This is a genomic window from Thermodesulfobacterium geofontis OPF15 (genome assembly GCF_000215975.1).
GTDB classification, from domain to species: Bacteria; Desulfobacterota; Thermodesulfobacteria; order Thermodesulfobacteriales; family Thermodesulfobacteriaceae; genus Thermodesulfobacterium; species Thermodesulfobacterium geofontis.
This window is the reverse complement of record NC_015682.1, coordinates 1424390-1439321: the sequence shown is the minus strand read 5'-3', so window position 1 is coordinate 1439321 and position 14932 is coordinate 1424390. Positions and strand designations below refer to the sequence as shown.

Annotated in this window: 18 protein-coding genes and 1 tRNA gene; 11 read left to right on the top strand and 8 right to left on the bottom strand. The window is 31.1% G+C overall.

The window, feature by feature from the left end; all coding sequences use genetic code 11:
* Positions 1–32: 32 nt before the first annotated feature.
* Positions 33–314 (top strand): 30S ribosomal protein S20, encoded by a 282-nt coding sequence (gene rpsT, locus TOPB45_RS07430; RefSeq protein ID WP_013910219.1) that lies wholly within the window; start codon positions 33–35, stop codon positions 312–314.
* Between the two features lie 4 nt (positions 315–318).
* A tRNA-Ala gene (locus TOPB45_RS07425) sits at positions 319–392 on the top strand.
* Positions 393–397: 5 nt separating this feature from the next.
* On the opposite strand, the gene TOPB45_RS09185 is transcribed toward TOPB45_RS07425, so the two are convergent.
* Genes TOPB45_RS09185 through TOPB45_RS09180 form a run of 3 tightly spaced genes read right to left on the bottom strand, consistent with a single transcriptional unit; the run spans position 398 to position 1585 of the window.
* Complete coding sequence (locus TOPB45_RS09185) at positions 398–532, bottom strand: hypothetical protein (protein ID WP_269077148.1); 135 nt, start codon at positions 530–532, stop codon at positions 398–400.
* Positions 523–1275, bottom strand: coding sequence for a cation:proton antiporter (locus TOPB45_RS09045; RefSeq protein ID WP_201763797.1), 753 nt, complete (start codon positions 1273–1275; stop codon positions 523–525). The genes TOPB45_RS09185 and TOPB45_RS09045 overlap by 10 nt, the downstream gene beginning before the upstream one ends.
* The gene (locus TOPB45_RS09180; RefSeq protein ID WP_201763796.1) at positions 1253–1585 is read right to left on the bottom strand and encodes a cation:proton antiporter; all 333 of its coding nucleotides are present in this window, start codon (positions 1583–1585) and stop codon (positions 1253–1255) included. The genes TOPB45_RS09045 and TOPB45_RS09180 overlap by 23 nt, the downstream gene beginning before the upstream one ends.
* Positions 1586–1710: 125 nt before the next feature.
* Here TOPB45_RS09180 and TOPB45_RS07415 point away from each other — a divergent pair, with 125 nt between their 5' ends.
* Genes TOPB45_RS07415 through TOPB45_RS07405 form a run of 3 tightly spaced genes read left to right on the top strand, consistent with a single transcriptional unit; the run spans position 1711 to position 5087 of the window.
* On the top strand, positions 1711–3102 hold the full coding sequence (locus TOPB45_RS07415) for an aminopeptidase (RefSeq protein ID WP_013910218.1): 1392 nt from the start codon (positions 1711–1713) through the stop codon (positions 3100–3102).
* Positions 3103–3108: 6 nt separating this feature from the next.
* Positions 3109–3876, top strand: a complete 768-nt coding sequence (locus tag TOPB45_RS07410; protein WP_013910217.1) for a tRNA (adenine-N1)-methyltransferase — start codon at positions 3109–3111, stop codon at positions 3874–3876.
* Entirely contained in the window at positions 3876–5087 is a 1212-nt protein-coding gene (locus TOPB45_RS07405; RefSeq protein ID WP_013910216.1) for a pyridoxine 5'-phosphate synthase, read from the top strand. Before TOPB45_RS07410 ends, TOPB45_RS07405 begins: the two co-directional genes overlap by 1 nt.
* On the opposite strand, the gene TOPB45_RS07400 is transcribed toward TOPB45_RS07405, so the two are convergent.
* Genes TOPB45_RS07400 through TOPB45_RS07390 form a run of 3 tightly spaced genes read right to left on the bottom strand, consistent with a single transcriptional unit; the run spans position 5070 to position 7538 of the window.
* Positions 5070–5585 (bottom strand): hypothetical protein, encoded by a 516-nt coding sequence (locus TOPB45_RS07400; protein ID WP_013910215.1) that lies wholly within the window; start codon positions 5583–5585, stop codon positions 5070–5072. The genes TOPB45_RS07405 and TOPB45_RS07400 overlap by 18 nt on opposite strands.
* Positions 5582–6883: an NfeD family protein gene (locus tag TOPB45_RS07395; protein ID WP_013910214.1), complete on the bottom strand. Its 1302-nt coding sequence runs from the start codon at positions 6881–6883 to the stop codon at positions 5582–5584. Before TOPB45_RS07395 ends, TOPB45_RS07400 begins: the two co-directional genes overlap by 4 nt.
* Positions 6858–7538: a uracil-DNA glycosylase gene (locus TOPB45_RS07390; RefSeq protein WP_013910213.1), complete on the bottom strand. Its 681-nt coding sequence runs from the start codon at positions 7536–7538 to the stop codon at positions 6858–6860. The genes TOPB45_RS07395 and TOPB45_RS07390 overlap by 26 nt, the downstream gene beginning before the upstream one ends.
* 98 nt (positions 7539–7636) lie before the next feature.
* Here TOPB45_RS07390 and icd point away from each other — a divergent pair, with 98 nt between their 5' ends.
* From icd to lptE, 3 genes are read left to right on the top strand one after another with little or no spacing between them, the layout of a single operon-like run.
* Positions 7637–8860, top strand: a complete 1224-nt coding sequence (gene icd / locus TOPB45_RS07385) for an isocitrate dehydrogenase (NADP(+)) (protein WP_013910212.1) — start codon at positions 7637–7639, stop codon at positions 8858–8860.
* A 32-nt stretch (positions 8861–8892) separates the two neighbouring features.
* Complete coding sequence (gene leuS / locus TOPB45_RS07380; protein ID WP_013910211.1) at positions 8893–11481, top strand: leucine--tRNA ligase; 2589 nt, start codon at positions 8893–8895, stop codon at positions 11479–11481.
* Positions 11471–11977, top strand: coding sequence for an LPS assembly lipoprotein LptE (lptE, locus tag TOPB45_RS07375; RefSeq protein ID WP_041430393.1), 507 nt, complete (start codon positions 11471–11473; stop codon positions 11975–11977). Before leuS ends, lptE begins: the two co-directional genes overlap by 11 nt.
* On the opposite strand, the gene TOPB45_RS07370 is transcribed toward lptE, so the two are convergent.
* Positions 11978–12559 (bottom strand): RNA ligase partner protein, encoded by a 582-nt coding sequence (locus tag TOPB45_RS07370; RefSeq protein ID WP_013910209.1) that lies wholly within the window; start codon positions 12557–12559, stop codon positions 11978–11980.
* A 121-nt stretch (positions 12560–12680) separates the two neighbouring features.
* A complete protein-coding gene (locus TOPB45_RS07365) occupies positions 12681–12992 on the bottom strand; it encodes a hypothetical protein (RefSeq protein WP_013910208.1) in 312 nt (103 codons plus the stop codon).
* Positions 12993–13140: 148 nt separating this feature from the next.
* On the opposite strand from TOPB45_RS07365, the gene TOPB45_RS09270 reads away from it, so the two are divergent.
* From TOPB45_RS09270 to TOPB45_RS07355, 3 genes are all read left to right on the top strand, one after another.
* Positions 13141–13263, top strand: coding sequence for a low molecular weight phosphatase family protein (locus tag TOPB45_RS09270; RefSeq protein WP_201763795.1), 123 nt, complete (start codon positions 13141–13143; stop codon positions 13261–13263).
* Between the two features lie 28 nt (positions 13264–13291).
* Positions 13292–13477 carry a low molecular weight phosphatase family protein gene (locus TOPB45_RS07360; protein WP_408033202.1) on the top strand — a complete coding sequence of 62 codons (186 nt, stop codon included), beginning with the start codon at positions 13292–13294 and terminating at the stop codon, positions 13475–13477.
* Positions 13478–13627: 150 nt separating this feature from the next.
* Positions 13628–14932, top strand: a complete 1305-nt coding sequence (locus TOPB45_RS07355; protein WP_013910207.1) for a cytochrome ubiquinol oxidase subunit I — start codon at positions 13628–13630, stop codon at positions 14930–14932.

The following is a 14932-nucleotide window of genomic DNA, read 5'->3' as shown; positions in this document are numbered from 1 at the left end:
AGAAATAATCAATATTAAAAAGGAGGAGAAGGGTGCCACATCACAAATCAGCTAAAAAAGCTTTAAGGCAAAGTGAAAAAAGAAGACTCAGAAATAGGGCATTTAAAAGTAGAGTAAAAACCGAAATTAAAAAATTTTTAAATTATTTACAAGCTGGTGATTTAGAAAAGGCTGAAGCCCAATTGAGATTAGCTCAAAGTTTGCTTCATAAGGGTGTAAGTAAAGGTATTTTTCATTGGAAAAAGGCAGCTAATAAAATATCTAAACTTTTCCAAAAATTTAATCAAGCTAAGTTTCAAGCTACTACCCAATAATAAAGGGGATGTAGCTCAGCTTGGGAGAGCGCCGGAATCGCACTCCGGAGGTCGGGGGTTCGAATCCCCTCATCTCCAAAATTTTATTCCTCCCACAAACGCTTAAGCACAATAGGCGAAATAAGAGTAGTAAGAGCTACTACAAAAATGATGACTGCATAAAGCTCATCGTTATAAATTTTGCTTATTCTTCCAAATTCTGCAAATATTAAACCCACTCACCTCTTGGAAGCATTGAAAATCTTACACTTAACTTTTCTTTTAAGTCACCTTTTATAAAGAATCCTGCAAATAATTTAGTTACAATTGCGATAAAAAGCAAAACAAAACTTAATATCCAAAAATCTAACGAAGCGAGATTGATTACCTTTAAATTTATTTGCAATCCTACATAAACACAAAAAATAGGAGTAAAAAGCCATATAAGAGGTTTTAAAGTTTCTTCAATTTTATGAATAAATTCTTCATCTGTCTGAAAAGTTGCTGCAAAGGGAATTGTAAATCTTCTTGAAAAAGCTATACCAGCAGGAAAAGCACCAAGAACTTCAGGGGAACCTATTTCATGAGCTGCATAAGCGAAAAGAAGTATTATAGCAACAACCACCGGAGGAATAAAATCAAGAGTTTGGAGTCTTTTAGATATAAAACTTACAATGTATGCAAGAATTTTACCAATAATAGGAGCAAAAAAGAAAAAAGTTGCAATATAAAAAAGTAGTAACATTATAGCATTTATATTTATTTCTTGATATTTAGAGAATTCAAAAAGCGAAGCTAAAAGAATAACTCCAAATATATCGTCTAAAACTGCAGCTCCTAAAACAATCTGAGCAAATCTTTCCCTTATTTTTCCAATATCCTCAAGCACTCTCATAGTTATTCCGATACTGGTTGCGGTAAGTGTACCACCAATAAATAGCGCTGCGATAAATGGATATTTAAAAACATAATAGGAAACCAAAAAACCCTGCTATCATAGGAAATAAAGCCCCTGTAATAGCAACAGTAGTAGCTGAAAAGCCTACTCGCTTCAATTGTTTTAAATCTGCTTCGAGACCAATATGGAAAAGTAGTAATATTATGCCCATTTCAGCAAGAAGCCTTATTATATCATTTAGAGGAACTATTCCAAAAACACTTTGTCCAAGAAGAATTCCAACAAAAATTTCACCAAGAACAGAGGGAATTCCAAATTTTGCAAAAATATTTCCTGTAAGCCTTGCAAAAAATAAAAGAATGGCAAGATAAAGGAAAATTACGTGGACTTCCATGTTTTATATTATAAACAAAAAAACTTAAAAATGTCACTTTTAGAAGAAAAAGATTTCGTTGTTAAAAGGCAAAATTAATGGTATTATATATTGCTAAAATTTAGAATTTTTAAAAAGGGAAGGGTATGAAAATAGAAGAACTTGAAAAAGAACTAACTTATAAAGCCAAACACGTTTATGAAGAAATAGATGAAGAGGAAAAAAACCTTTTAGAAAAAATAGCTAAAGAATATATAGAATTTCTCTCAATAGTTAAAACTGAAAGAGAAACTGTAGAATTTGGGAAGGAACTTCTTGAAAAAGAAGGCTTCAAAGAAAATGATTTTAAAAAGGGATACTTTATTTATAAAAACAAATTTTTAGCTTGTTGGAAACTTGGTAAAAAACCAATTACAGAAGGCTTAAGGATTATTGTTAGTCATATTGATACCCCAAGACTTGATCTAAAACTTCATCCTCTTTTTGAGGACACAGATTTAGCTTTTTTAAAAACTCACTACTATGGAGGAATTAAAAAATACCATTGGGTAGCTCAACCTCTTGCTTTACATGGGGTTGTAGCTAAAAAAGATGGAAGAATAATTAAAATAGTCATAGGTGAAAACAAAGAAGATCCTGTTTTTACAATTTGTGATTTACTTCCCCATCTTGCAAAAAAAATTCAAGCAGAAAAGAAACTCTCAGAAGCTATTGTGGGAGAAAAATTGAATGTTTTGGTAGCAGGTATTCCTGTTGAAGGGAAAGATGAAAAAGTAAAAGAAAAAGTAAAACTTAAATTTTTAGAACTTATTTACAAAAAATATGGAATAAAAGAGGAAGATTTTGTATCTGCAGAGTTATATATAGTGCCAGCTGGTTCGGCTCGAGAAGTTGGACTTGATAGATCCTTTGTAGGGGGATATGGACAGGATGATAGAATTTGTGCTTTTACATCTTTAAAAGCCTTTTTAGAAGTAGAAGACCCAGAGTATACTAATTTAATTTTATTTATGGACAAGGAGGAAATTGGTTCTGAAGGTAATACATCTGCAAAAAGTAGAATTTTTGAAGGAATTATATATAATCTAATTAAAAATTCTGGTCTTTCTTCTACTGCAGATAACTTTTTTAATATAATGACTAAAACAAAAGCTATATCAGCAGATGTAACAGCAGGAATTGATCCTAATTATATGGAAGTTCATGATAAACTTAATGATGCGAAGCTTGGATTTGGAATAGCAGTAAGTAGGTATACAGGTCATGGTGGTAAGTATATGGCAAATGAAGCTCACGTTGAATTTTTAGCTTGGCTTCTTAAAAATTGGGATGAAAATAAAGTTATCTATCAAGTATGTTCTATGGGAAAAGTAGATGAAGGTGGTGGAGGAACAGTTTCTAAATATTTTGCCTCCTATGGTATGGATATAGTTGATGCTGGTCCCCCTTTACTTTCTATGCACTCTCCATTTGAAATTGCTCATAAAGGTGATTTATATATGACTTATAAAGCTTTTAAAACTTTTTTAAAAGTTTAATCATAAATGTCTCTAAAAGAAGGAGATTATGTTTTACTTTTGACTTCAGATGAAAAATCCTATCTTGTTGAAATAAAAGACCAAGATTTTCATACTCATAAAGACTTTTTAAATTTAAAAGATTTAATAGGAAAAACTTACGGAGATGTTATTTATGGAAAAAAGGGAGAAAAATTTTATATTTTAAAGCCTACAATCTATGACTTTATAAAAAAAATAGAAAGAATAACCCAAATAATTTATCCTAAGGACATAGGATATATTCTATTAAAACTCAACATAGGTCCTGGGAAAATAGTTCTTGAATGTGGAGGAGGTTCAGGTGCTCTTACTTCAGCATTTGCTTATATAGTAGGGGAGGAAGGAAAAGTAATTTCCTATGAAAAGGAATTAAAATTTCAGGAAGTTGCAAAGAAAAATTTAAAAAAACTTGGGCTTTTGCATAGAGTTATTTTTAAAAATGTAGAAGTTTTAGAAAATTTTGAAGAAAAAGAAGTTGATGCAGTATTTTTAGATGTAAAAACACCTTGGGTACTCATTAAAGGTTCTTGGGAAGCTTTAAAAGGTGGTCATCCACTTGGTATTTTGGTTCCTACAGCTAATCAAGTTTCTCAATGCCTTTCAGAACTTGAAAAATGCCCTTTTATAGAAATAGAGGTTGTAGAAATACTTTTAAGACATTATAAAACTAATCCAGAAAGACTTCGTCCAGAAGACAGAATGGTTGCTCATACAGGATATTTAATATTTGCTAAAAAAGTCTTTGAAAAATAATGCCAATTTTAATACATCTTACCTCTAAAAAACTTATTTCCCAAAAAGAAATCAATGAATTAAAAAAAAGAATAGAAAAAGCCTTAAAATATTTAAAACTCTTCCATAAGGAAATATCTTTAGTTTTTACAGATAATAAACATATTAAAAAACTCAATACTCAATATTTAGGAAGACCATATCCTACTAATGTTTTAGCCTTTCCATTTGCTAAGGAAAGCCCTTTGATTTCTAATATTTTGGGAGAAATTATTATATCTGTTGAGAAAGCAAAAGAGGAATCAAAAATTTATGAAATTGATTTTAAAAATTATCTTCTTGCTTTAGTTACTCATGGACTTTTTCATCTTTTAGATTATGACCATGAAAGGGGATGGTTTTCACCTTTTCTTATGTTAAAAAATGAGTTAAACTTACTTAATAAAATTGCCTTTAAAAAAGATAAGAAGAAACTTATAAATTTTCTTAAAAGGAGGGAATATATGCCTGCAAAATTGGCAGTAAATGTAGATCATGTAGCAACTGTAAGAGAAGCAAGAAGAACCTGTTATCCTGATCCTGTTCATGCTGCAGTACTTGCAGAACTTGGAGGGGCTGATGGAATTGTTGTTCATTTAAGGCTTGATAGAAGGCATATTAAAGAAAGGGATGTAAGAATTATAAAGGAGATTATAAAAACTAAACTTATCTTAGAGATGGCTATAGATGATTATCTAATTAAATTTGCAAAAGAAATAAAACCTTATCAGGTTACTTTGGTTCCAGAAAGGGTAGAAGAGATTACCACAGAAGGAGGAATGAATTTAGAGAGAAGGGTAGAGGAGGTTAAAAAAGCAGTTAAAGAACTTAACGAAGCAGGGATAAAAGTAAGCTTATTTTTAAATCCAGATGAAAAAGCTATAAAACTTGCTAAAAAAACAGGTGCTCAAATCATAGAAATTCATACAGGAATGTATGCAGAAGCTGAAACAGATGAAAAAAGAGAAGAGGAACTTAATAAAATTGAAATTTCTGCAAGATTAGCTAAAGATCTCGGTTTTATAGTTCATGCTGGACATGGCTTAAATTATGAAAACATAGGACCTGTTGCAGCTATACCTCAGATAGAAGAGTTTAGTATAGGACATAGCATTGTTTCAAGAGCTCTTTTTGTAGGAATTAAAGATGCTGTAAGAGAAATGAAAGAGTTAATTTTAAGAGCAAGAGGATAAATAGAATTTTTGAATAGGAAATTTTTTTATTAGATCTATCATTTCTTCTAAGGTTAAGGTTTCAGAGCTAAAAATAATTACTAATCCCATATTTTCACTTTCTAATAAGGGTAAAATAACTGCTTTATAATTTTCTTTTTCATAAACTTTTGCTTTAAAATTTTCTATTTCTAAATCTTTTAAACTTTCTTCAGAAAAGCCGCTTAGAGAAAAAAGCAAAAGTTTCCAATTGTTAATAAGATTTTTTCCTCTATATAAACTGACTTTTAATTTTTTATTTGAATTCTTATAGATTCTTTTTTCTATTACAATATTTCCCAGAAAGGTGATAGATTCCTTTTTTACAGGTTTTGCGGAAAATCCTTCAATCTCAATAAAAAATTCATTGTTTTCTAAATCGAAATTTATGGTTTTACAATTATTAGTAGAATTTTCTAAACCATAAGAAGCTTTATTAAAGATTAATAAAAACAAAAAGAGGTAAATAATTTTTTTCATTTAAATTGCGCTTTTAAAGGTTTTACTTTTAAAACAAATCCTTGCTTTTCAATTACTATTACTTTTGTTCCCTTTGGAATATATTCATCAGCTACAGCTTTCCATATTTCACCCTCTACAAATATCTTACCTTCTTTTGGTCCTACATCTTCTATTACTTTCCCGATTTTATTAATAAGGGCTTCTCTACCCGAAACAGGTTTTTTTCTAAGTGTTTTTATAGCTAAATAAGTAATACCTCCCAAAGCTGCAGAAATGGTTAGAATTACTGTGTATAAAAAGGGTTGATAAACTCTCAGAGAGGGAGGATTTTTCCCAAAAAGCATAAGAGATCCTAAAAGAAGACAAATACCTCCTCCAAGAGCAAGGAGTCCGTGTGAAGCTATCTGTAATTCTAAAAAGAAAAGGATTCCACCTAAAATAATTAAAGCTAAACCTGCATAATTAACAGGTAAAATACTTAAACCTACTAAGGCAAGAATTAAACAAATTGTTCCTATTACCCCTGGGAAAATTGTTCCTGGATGAGAAAATTCAAAATAAAGACCAGCAAGTCCAAGCATTAAAAGTAAATATACTAAATTGGGATTAGTTAAAATTTTCAAGATCTTCGTTTTTAAATCTTCTTTAATTTCTTTTATTTCACAATTTTTTAAATTTAAAGAAATTTTTTGTTCATCTATTATAACACTTTTTCCATGAGCCTTTTGGATAAGTTCATTCAAATCTTTGGCTATTATTTCTATAACTCCCAAATTAAGAGCTTCTGTTTCTGTAATACTTTTACTTTTTTTCACAGCTTCTTCAGCAAATTTTTCATTTCTTTTTCTCATTTGGGCAAGATTTTTAGCCCAAGTAACTAAATCGTTAGTTATTTTTTCCATCACCTTTTCGTCGGCTTTTCCTGTAAGTTCTATAGGATGAGCAGCGCCTACACGTGTTCCCGGAGCCATAGCTGCTAAGTGGGAAGCAAGTAAAATAAAGGTTCCTGCTGAAGCTGCTCTTGCTCCTGAGGGACTTACATATACAATAATGGGAACTTTACTTTGTAAAATTTCTTTCACAATTTCTCTTGTAGACTCAACTAATCCTCCGGGAGTATCCAATTCTATGATTAAAGCTTGAGAAGCCTCTTTATTAGCTAAATCAATACTATATATTAAAAAATTAGCAATAACTGGGGTTATAGGAGCATCGATTTTAACTAAAAAAATCTTATTTTCTTTACAAAAACCTGAAGAACAAAGAAAATAGCTAATTAGGAAAAAAATTTTAAGAAATTTTAAAAATTTGTTCATAAAATTTCCTAAATTTTTGTAAGTCTTCCCATAATAAACGTTTTACAGCTGGGTTTTTAAGCATATAATTAGGATGATAAGTAAAAAGAATGATAGAATCTTTAATTTTTATAGGCTGTCCTCTGATAGAAGAGAGGGTAGGGTTATTATCAAAAAAGATTTTTGGAGGTGTAAATCCAAAAGCTAAAATAAGTTTAGGATTTAAAAACTTAATCTGTTTAAGAAGATAGGTTTTACAAGCTGAAATTTCTTCAAATTCAGGAGGTCTACCTCCAGGGGTCTTACATTTAACAGCATGGGTAATGAAAAAGTCTTTTCTTGTTAAATTTATACTTTTTAATATTTTCTCTAGAAGTTCCTCCATAGCTCCTACAAATGGTTTACCATAAAAATCTTCGTCTTTATCTGGAAACTCAGTAATAAGCATAAGTTTTGCTTCTAAATCTCCTTCACCCCATATAGGTTGTTTTCTTACTCTACAAAGAGGACATTTTTCACAATTAGCTATAGCATTTTTAATTTTTTCTAAATTATTTTCTGAGAAATAGGTATTATTTTTCAATAATTTTTTAAAATTTTCATCAGCAGGAATATAACTAAATCCCAATTCATTTAGGTAGATAAGATATTTTTTAATTTCTTTTGCAATATCCATAATTATTTAAAATATTATATAGGGAGTTTTTTATCTTGTCAAAATTCTTACTTGGATTAAGATTTTTAGGATAAATTTTAGGGGAGGTTTTTTAAAATATGGGAAAAATAAGACTTAGAAGTGATTTTTCTCTTGATGTTCCAGATGATCCTGAAATTCCTTATATAGAAGGAGATGGAATTGGTCCAGATATAATGAGAGCAACTTTAAAAGTTTTAAATGCAGCGATTGAAAAAGCTTATAATGGCAAAAGAAAAATCCTCTGGAAAGAAATTTTAGCAGGTGAAAAAGCTTATAAAGAAACAGGTAATTACTTACCAGAAGAAACTTTACAAACTATAAAAGAATGTGTGGTTGCTATTAAAGGTCCGCTTACTACACCAGTTGGAGGTGGATTTAGGAGTCTTAATGTTACTTTAAGACAAGTATTAGATCTTTATGCTTGTGTAAGACCCATAAAATGGATCCCTGGAACACCATCTCCAGTTAAGTATCCAGAGAAAGTAAATATGGTAGTTTTTAGAGAAAATACAGAGGATGTTTATGCAGGAATTGAATATCCTGCGGGATCAAAGGAAGCCAAAAAACTTATAGAATTTATAAAAGAAAATTTTGGAAAAGAAATAAGAGAAGATTCTGGAATTGGAATTAAGCCTATAAGTAAATTTGGGACCTATAGACTTGTTCGGAAAGCTATAAAATATGCTTTAGAAAATGGTTACCCAAGTGTTACTCTTGTTCACAAAGGAAATATAATGAAATATACAGAAGGGGCTTTTAGAAATTGGGGGTATGAACTAGCTAAAGAGGAATTTCCAGATAAAACCGTTTTTGAAAATGAGGTTCCTGAAAAATATCCTAATGGAGTTCCAGAAGGAATTATAGTAATAAAAGATAGAATTGCAGATGCTATGTTTCAATGGGCACTTTTGAAACCTGAAGAGTATAGTGTTCTTGCAACTCCTAATTTAAATGGAGATTATCTTTCAGATGCCCTTGCAGCTCAAGTAGGTGGATTAGGTATGGCGCCAGGTGCTAATATAGGAGATGGATATGCTATTTTTGAAGCTACTCATGGTTCTGCTCCAAAATATGCAGGACTTGATAAGGTGAATCCTTCTTCACTTATTCTTTCTGGAAAAATGATGCTCGAATATATCGGTTGGAAAGAGGCAGCAGATCTTATATGGAAAGCACTTTCTAAAACTATTCAACAAAAAATAGTTACTTATGACCTTGCAAGACAGCTTGAAGGAGCAAAAGAAGTTAAATGTTCTGAATTTGCAGATGCTATAATAAAAAATATTTATGAAGAAGAATAAATTTTTGTAAAGGCAGTTTAGGAGGATTATCTATGAAAAAATATGATTTTTCTTCTATAGAAGCTAAATGGCAAAAACTTTGGGAAGAAAATAAAATTTTTGAAGTAAAAAGAGATCCTTCAAAGCCTAAATATTATGTTTTAGAGATGTTTCCTTATCCTTCAGGTAGAATTCATATGGGGCATGTAAGAAACTATACCTTAGGAGATATATTAGCTCGAGTAAAGAGAATGAAAGGATATAATGTTTTACATCCTATGGGTTGGGATGCTTTTGGACTTCCTGCAGAAAATGCAGCCCTTAAACACGGAGTTCATCCAGCTAAGTGGACCTATTCAAATATAGATTATATGAGGAATCAATTAAAAAAACTTGGTTTTAGCTATGATTGGAGTAGGGAATTCGCAACCTGTGATCCTGAATATTACAAACATGAACAGCGTTTTTTTATAGAAATGTATGAAAGAGGTCTTGCTTATAGAAAAAAAACCTTAGTAAATTGGTGTCCTTCTTGTCACACGGTTCTTGCAAATGAGCAAGTAGAAAATGGAGCTTGTTGGAGATGCGGAGAAGAGGTCACCCTTAAAGAAATGGAAGGATGGTTTCTTAAAATTACAGCTTATGCTGAAGAACTTTTAGAAGACCTTAAAAAACTTGAAGGACATTGGCCTGAAAAAGTTATAACCATGCAAATAAATTGGATAGGAAAAAGTGAAGGAGCAGAAATCAAATTCCCAATTCCTGAAATAGAAGAAGACCTTATTGTGTATACTACTCGTCCAGATACTCTTTTTGGTGCGACTTTCGTTTGTATGTCTCCAGAACATCCAATGGCTAAAAAAATTGCAGAGAAAAAAGGATTAAAAAAGGAATTAGAAAATTTTATAGAAAAAGTTAGAAAAGAAAGAAGAGATATAGAAGCTGGTATAGCTGAAAAGGAAGGTCTCTTTTTGGAAACCTATGCCTTTCATCCTCTTACAGCTGAAAAATTGCCTCTTTTTGTTGCTAATTTTGTTTTAATGGAATATGGAACAGGTGCTATAATGTGTGTTCCTGCCCATGACCAGAGAGACTTCGAATTTGCTAAAAAATATAAGCTTCCTATTAAAGTTGTTATTAAACCTAAGGATAAAGATTTAGTTCCTGAGGAGATGGAAAGTGCTTATGAAGAACCAGGCATTATGGTTAATTCAGACATCTTTACAGGATTAGACAGTATTGAGGGTAAAGCTAAAATAACAGCATATTTAGAAGAAAAGGGACTTGGTAAAAAGAAAGTTACTTATAGGTTAAGAGATTGGGGAATTTCTCGTCAGAGATATTGGGGATGTCCTATTCCAATGATTTATTGCGAAAGATGTGGAATTGTTCCGGAAAAAATAGAAAATCTTCCTGTAATCTTACCTTTAGATGCTCAAATAGATCCTTCAGGAAGGTCGCCTCTTCCTAATCTTTCTGAATTTGTAAATACTAAATGTCCAAAATGCGGTTCTCAAGCAAAAAGAGAAACTGATACTTTTGATACTTTTGTAGAATCTTCTTGGTATTTCGCAAGATTTGCCTGTCCCAATTATCCTGAACCTTTTAATAAAGAGGATATAAAATATTGGCTTCCTGTTGATCAATACATCGGTGGAATAGAGCATGCTATTTTACACCTACTTTATGCCAGATTTTTTACAAAAGTTTTGAGAGATCTTGGCTATTTTGATTTAGATGAGCCCTTTCTTAATCTATTAACTCAAGGGATGGTAATAAAAGAAACCTATAAATGTCCTATTCATGGCTGGCTTTATCCAGAAGAGGTTTCTCCTGAAGGAAAATGTTTAAAAGATGGATGTGGAAAAGAGGTTATTGTTGGAAAATTTGAAAAAATGTCTAAAAGCAAATGCAATATTGTTGATCCAGATCAAATGATTGAAAAATATGGAGCTGATACAGTTAGATTATTTATAGCTTTTGCAGCTCCACCAGAAAAAGATCTTGAATGGAGTGATCACGGAATTGAAGGAGCATTTAGATTTTTGAAAAGATTATATAATTTGGTTATAAATTATGCAGAAAAATTAAAAGAAGTCTCTTATAAAGAGGAAGATTTGAAAGATCTTCCCAACAATCTTTTAAAATTGAGAAGAAAACTTCACCAAACCATTAAAAAAGTTTCAGAAGATTTAGAAAAGAGGCTCCACTTTAATACAGCTATAGCAGCTATTATGGAATTTTTAAACCTTTTAGAGGATACTTTAAAAGAGATTTCTACAGAAGATGAAAAAAATAAAAAAGTTTTAAAGGAATGTTTTGATAAGGTTTTACTTCTTATTTCTCCAATTTGTCCTCATATTGCAGAAGAACTTTGGGAGGAATTGGGGCATAAAACTTTTATTTCCTTAGAGAAATTTCCTGAATATGATCCTGCTCTTATTGAAGAAGATATCTTTATTCTTGTAATTCAAGTTAATGGTAAAGTAAGAGATCAGATAGAGGTTCCTGTTGAGCTTTCTAAGGAAGAAATTATAAGATTAGCTCAAGAGCGTCCAAAAATAAAAAAATATTTGGAGGGAAAGAATTTAAAAAATGTGGTATTTGTGCCTAAGAAATTGGTTAATTTTGTTGTTTCTTAGTTTTTTCTTTTTTTCCTGTGGTTACCAATTTCAAGAAAGACCTTCCTATTTTAAGCCTGAATGGCAAACTGTTTATATTGCCCCTTGGAAAAACTTTACTTCAGAAACTGCCTTAGGAGAGATGCTCGCTTATGAACTAAGACATAAATTAGCTGAGGGGAAATTTTTAATGCCTGTATATGATGAATCAAGAGCTGACTTAATATTAAAAGGAGAAATAACGAAAGTATATTTAGTTCCTGTAGCTTATGAAACCTTTATTCAAACTAAGGAAAGAAAAATTGAATTTGAAGGAAAGTATAAGCTTATAGAAAAAAAAGAAGGTAAAGTTATTTTAGAGGGCAAATTAAGTAGATATGAGATATATCGCGTTCCTATTGAAGTTACCTCAAATGTTCTTGATCCTGGAAGAGAAGAGGCTTTAAAGATTTTAGCTAAGGATTTAGCAGAACTTATCCTACAGGATATTATGTTTAAAGAATTAGAAATTAAATAGCTACCAAAGTTTAAAACCTTCTAAAGTATCTTTTATATCTTTTGGTTCTAAATATCTTAATCCTAATTTATCTGCCATATTTAAAACTCCTTTATCAGCAGAAAGAACTATTGCATCAAGTTCTAAAGAAAGAAGAATTAATTCCAGGTCTTCTTTACTATCTACAATTCCTTCTCTTAAAACTTCTCTATATCTTTTTCTTAAAAACTTTAAAACTTCTTCAGGCTTTTTATAAGTTGATGCTTTTACAGCTTCCTCAGCAACTCTTAAACCTTTATTAATTCTATTTCTTAATTCTTCAATAAATTCATACATTAAAAAAGCAGGTATATAAAGCTCATATTTTTTGGGAGATTTTACTTTTAAGACTGAACGAGCTTTCGGAGGAAGTTTAAGATCTGTTAGCATTCTTTTTAATTCTTCAAAAACCGAGGTAGGAATATAAACCGCAACATCACCTTCTAACTCAGCAACCATTAAAAGAAAATTGGTAAAAGCTTCTGAAGGATTTTTTCCAAATTGTGTGTAAACATTAGGATTAGTAAATACACTTGTATCAGGAACAAGCCTTTCCTTTTCCATAACATAATTTTAAAAATTTAAAAATTTAAGTCAAGAATCGATAATTAACCTTTAAGAAATAACTAAGTATGCCTAAAAGATTAGAGTGTTTTATTAATGTTTTAAAATTATCTAAATTAGATTATTGAGAGGTTGCATTGCCAGTACCAGCTTTTGGTTTGATTTGTTTTTGAATTTTTTGTTGTTTCTTTAGCTCTTTATGTTCTTGAATTCTTGACTTTTCACGTGCTCTTTCTCTAACAGTTTGCCCAAATCCTTTTTTTTCTTCCTGTCCCTTTAATTCCTTAGTGGCATTGCTAACCTCTTTACCTATTCCAGCTCCTTGATAAGGTTTAGGACCAGCTTTTTCTGGTCCACCTTGAGGACCTTTAGCATAAACAGCAGATAAGCCTAAAAGAGAAACTCCAACTAAAAAGGCTACAAATCTCTTCATCTTTTCACCTCCTCCTTATTTGATATTTTTGGCCTTTTAAATTATAATCCCGAATTTTGTTTTTTACAATTTAAATTTTTTTTGATAAAATTTTAATTAGGATATCAAAATAGGTTTTATATGTAGTGGAAATTCAGCAAGAAGTCAAATGGCAGAAGGATATGTTAAATATTTTGCTAAGTTGTATGGAAAGCAAGTAGAAATTTATTCTGCAGGTTCTTCTCCAGCATTAAACGTTAATCCTTCCCTCTCATTATCCAAAGTCTATTGAAAATATACCCTATAATGAACTTGATATAGTGATAATCCTTTGTGAAGATTCTGCAGAAACCTGTCCTTATATACCTACTGCATATAGGGAATATTGGGGTCTTCCAGATCCAGCAAAGGCAGAAGGCTCAGAAGAAGAAAAATTAGAAGTTTTTAGAAAAGTAAGAGAGGAGATAAAAAAGAAAGTAGAAAAGCTAATTAACAACTTAAGATAAAAATAGATACCTTTGATAAAAAATTTCTCTTGACAAATTTTTTAAAGTGGATAAAATTAATCAATAATAAAATTAGAAAAAATTGTTCTTTATAAAATTTTAAAAGTTGATAATAGAAGTAATTAATAATAAAATTACAGGAGGTAAAAAATGGATATTGTTTTGTTAAGTAGGCTTCAATTTGCCATAACCGCTGCTTTTCATTTTATTTTTGTTCCTCTTACTTTGGGGCTTTCAGTTCTTGTAGCTTATATGGAAAGCAAATATGTAGCAACTGGAGATAAAGATTATTTAAGGATGGCAAAGTTTTGGGGAGTACTTTTTCTGATTAATTTTGCCTTAGGAATAGTTACAGGAATAACAATGGAATTCCAATTTGGAATGAACTGGGCAGAATATTCTCGCTATGTTGGAGATATTTTTGGTTCTCCCCTTGCTATTGAAGCAACTTTGGCATTCTTTCTTGAATCTACTTTTCTTGGTGTTTGGATATTCGGATGGAATAGAATTTCACCTAAACTTCATGCCTTTTCAATATGGCTTGTAGCATTAGCAACTAATATTTCTGCTTTATGGATTTTAATTGCCAATGGCTGGATGCAAAATCCTGTAGGTTATGTAATAAGAAATGGAAGGGCAGAAATGGTTGATTTCTGGGCAGTTGTAACTAATCCCTATGCAATACTTAAATTTTTCCATACTGTTATGTCAGGCTGGGTTGTAGCAGGATTTTTTATTCTGGGAGTTTCTGCTTATCATCTTTTGAGAAAAAATGAAACTGAATTTTTTAAAAAATCTTTTAAGATCGGAGCCACCTTTGCACTTATAAGTTCTATTTTAGTTGCGTTTATTGGTCATTTTCATGCTCATGAAGTTGCCCATACCCAACCAACAAAGATTGCTGCAATGGAGTCTCTTTGGGAAACTACCAAAGATGCACCAATGTATCTCCTGCTTATTCCTGACCCAAAAAATGAGAAAAATTTAGTTGAGGCAATAGGAATTCCAGGTTTGCTTAGTTTTTTAGCTGGGAAGAAAGAAATTAAAGGACTTAAGGAATTTCCACCTCAAGATAGACCCCCAGTAACACTTACTTTTGTAAGTTTTAGATTAATGGTAGGATTTGGTTTTCTTTTTATTCTTCTTTCCTTTTTAGCTTTGGTTAAATTTAAAGAAATTGAGCAAAGCACAACACTTTTAAGAATTCTTTTATGGTCAATTCCGCTTCCTTATATAGCAGCACAACTTGGCTGGATTGTAGCAGAGGTAGGCAGACAACCTTGGATTGTCTATGGATTACTGAGAACTTCTGATGCTGTTTCCAAAGCAGTGGAGCCTATACAGGTTATAGCTTCTCTTATTGGATTTACAATTTTTTATAGCGCTCTTGGAATTATCGATATTTATCTTCTTTCAAAATATGCAAAAAAAGGACCTGAACCAAAGGAGGTGTAA

Coding starts and splice junctions, on each gene's coding strand:
- TOPB45_RS07355 (WP_013910207.1), top strand. CDS start 13,628: ATGGATATTGTTTTGTTAAGTAGGCTTCAATTTGCCATAACCGCTGCT.
- TOPB45_RS07370 (WP_013910209.1), bottom strand. CDS start 12,559: ATGGAAAAGGAAAGGCTTGTTCCTGATACAAGTGTATTTACTAATCCT.
- icd (WP_013910212.1), top strand. CDS start 7,637: ATGGGAAAAATAAGACTTAGAAGTGATTTTTCTCTTGATGTTCCAGAT.
- TOPB45_RS07395 (WP_013910214.1), bottom strand. CDS start 6,883: ATGAACAAATTTTTAAAATTTCTTAAAATTTTTTTCCTAATTAGCTAT.
- TOPB45_RS07405 (WP_013910216.1), top strand. CDS start 3,876: ATGCCAATTTTAATACATCTTACCTCTAAAAAACTTATTTCCCAAAAA.
- TOPB45_RS07365 (WP_013910208.1), bottom strand. CDS start 12,992: ATGAAGAGATTTGTAGCCTTTTTAGTTGGAGTTTCTCTTTTAGGCTTA.
- TOPB45_RS09180 (WP_201763796.1), bottom strand. CDS start 1,585: ATGGAAGTCCACGTAATTTTCCTTTATCTTGCCATTCTTTTATTTTTT.
- TOPB45_RS07410 (WP_013910217.1), top strand. CDS start 3,109: ATGTCTCTAAAAGAAGGAGATTATGTTTTACTTTTGACTTCAGATGAA.
- TOPB45_RS09270 (WP_201763795.1), top strand. CDS start 13,141: ATGGCAGAAGGATATGTTAAATATTTTGCTAAGTTGTATGGAAAGCAA.
- TOPB45_RS07390 (WP_013910213.1), bottom strand. CDS start 7,538: ATGGATATTGCAAAAGAAATTAAAAAATATCTTATCTACCTAAATGAA.
- TOPB45_RS07415 (WP_013910218.1), top strand. CDS start 1,711: ATGAAAATAGAAGAACTTGAAAAAGAACTAACTTATAAAGCCAAACAC.
- TOPB45_RS07400 (WP_013910215.1), bottom strand. CDS start 5,585: ATGAAAAAAATTATTTACCTCTTTTTGTTTTTATTAATCTTTAATAAA.
- leuS (WP_013910211.1), top strand. CDS start 8,893: ATGAAAAAATATGATTTTTCTTCTATAGAAGCTAAATGGCAAAAACTT.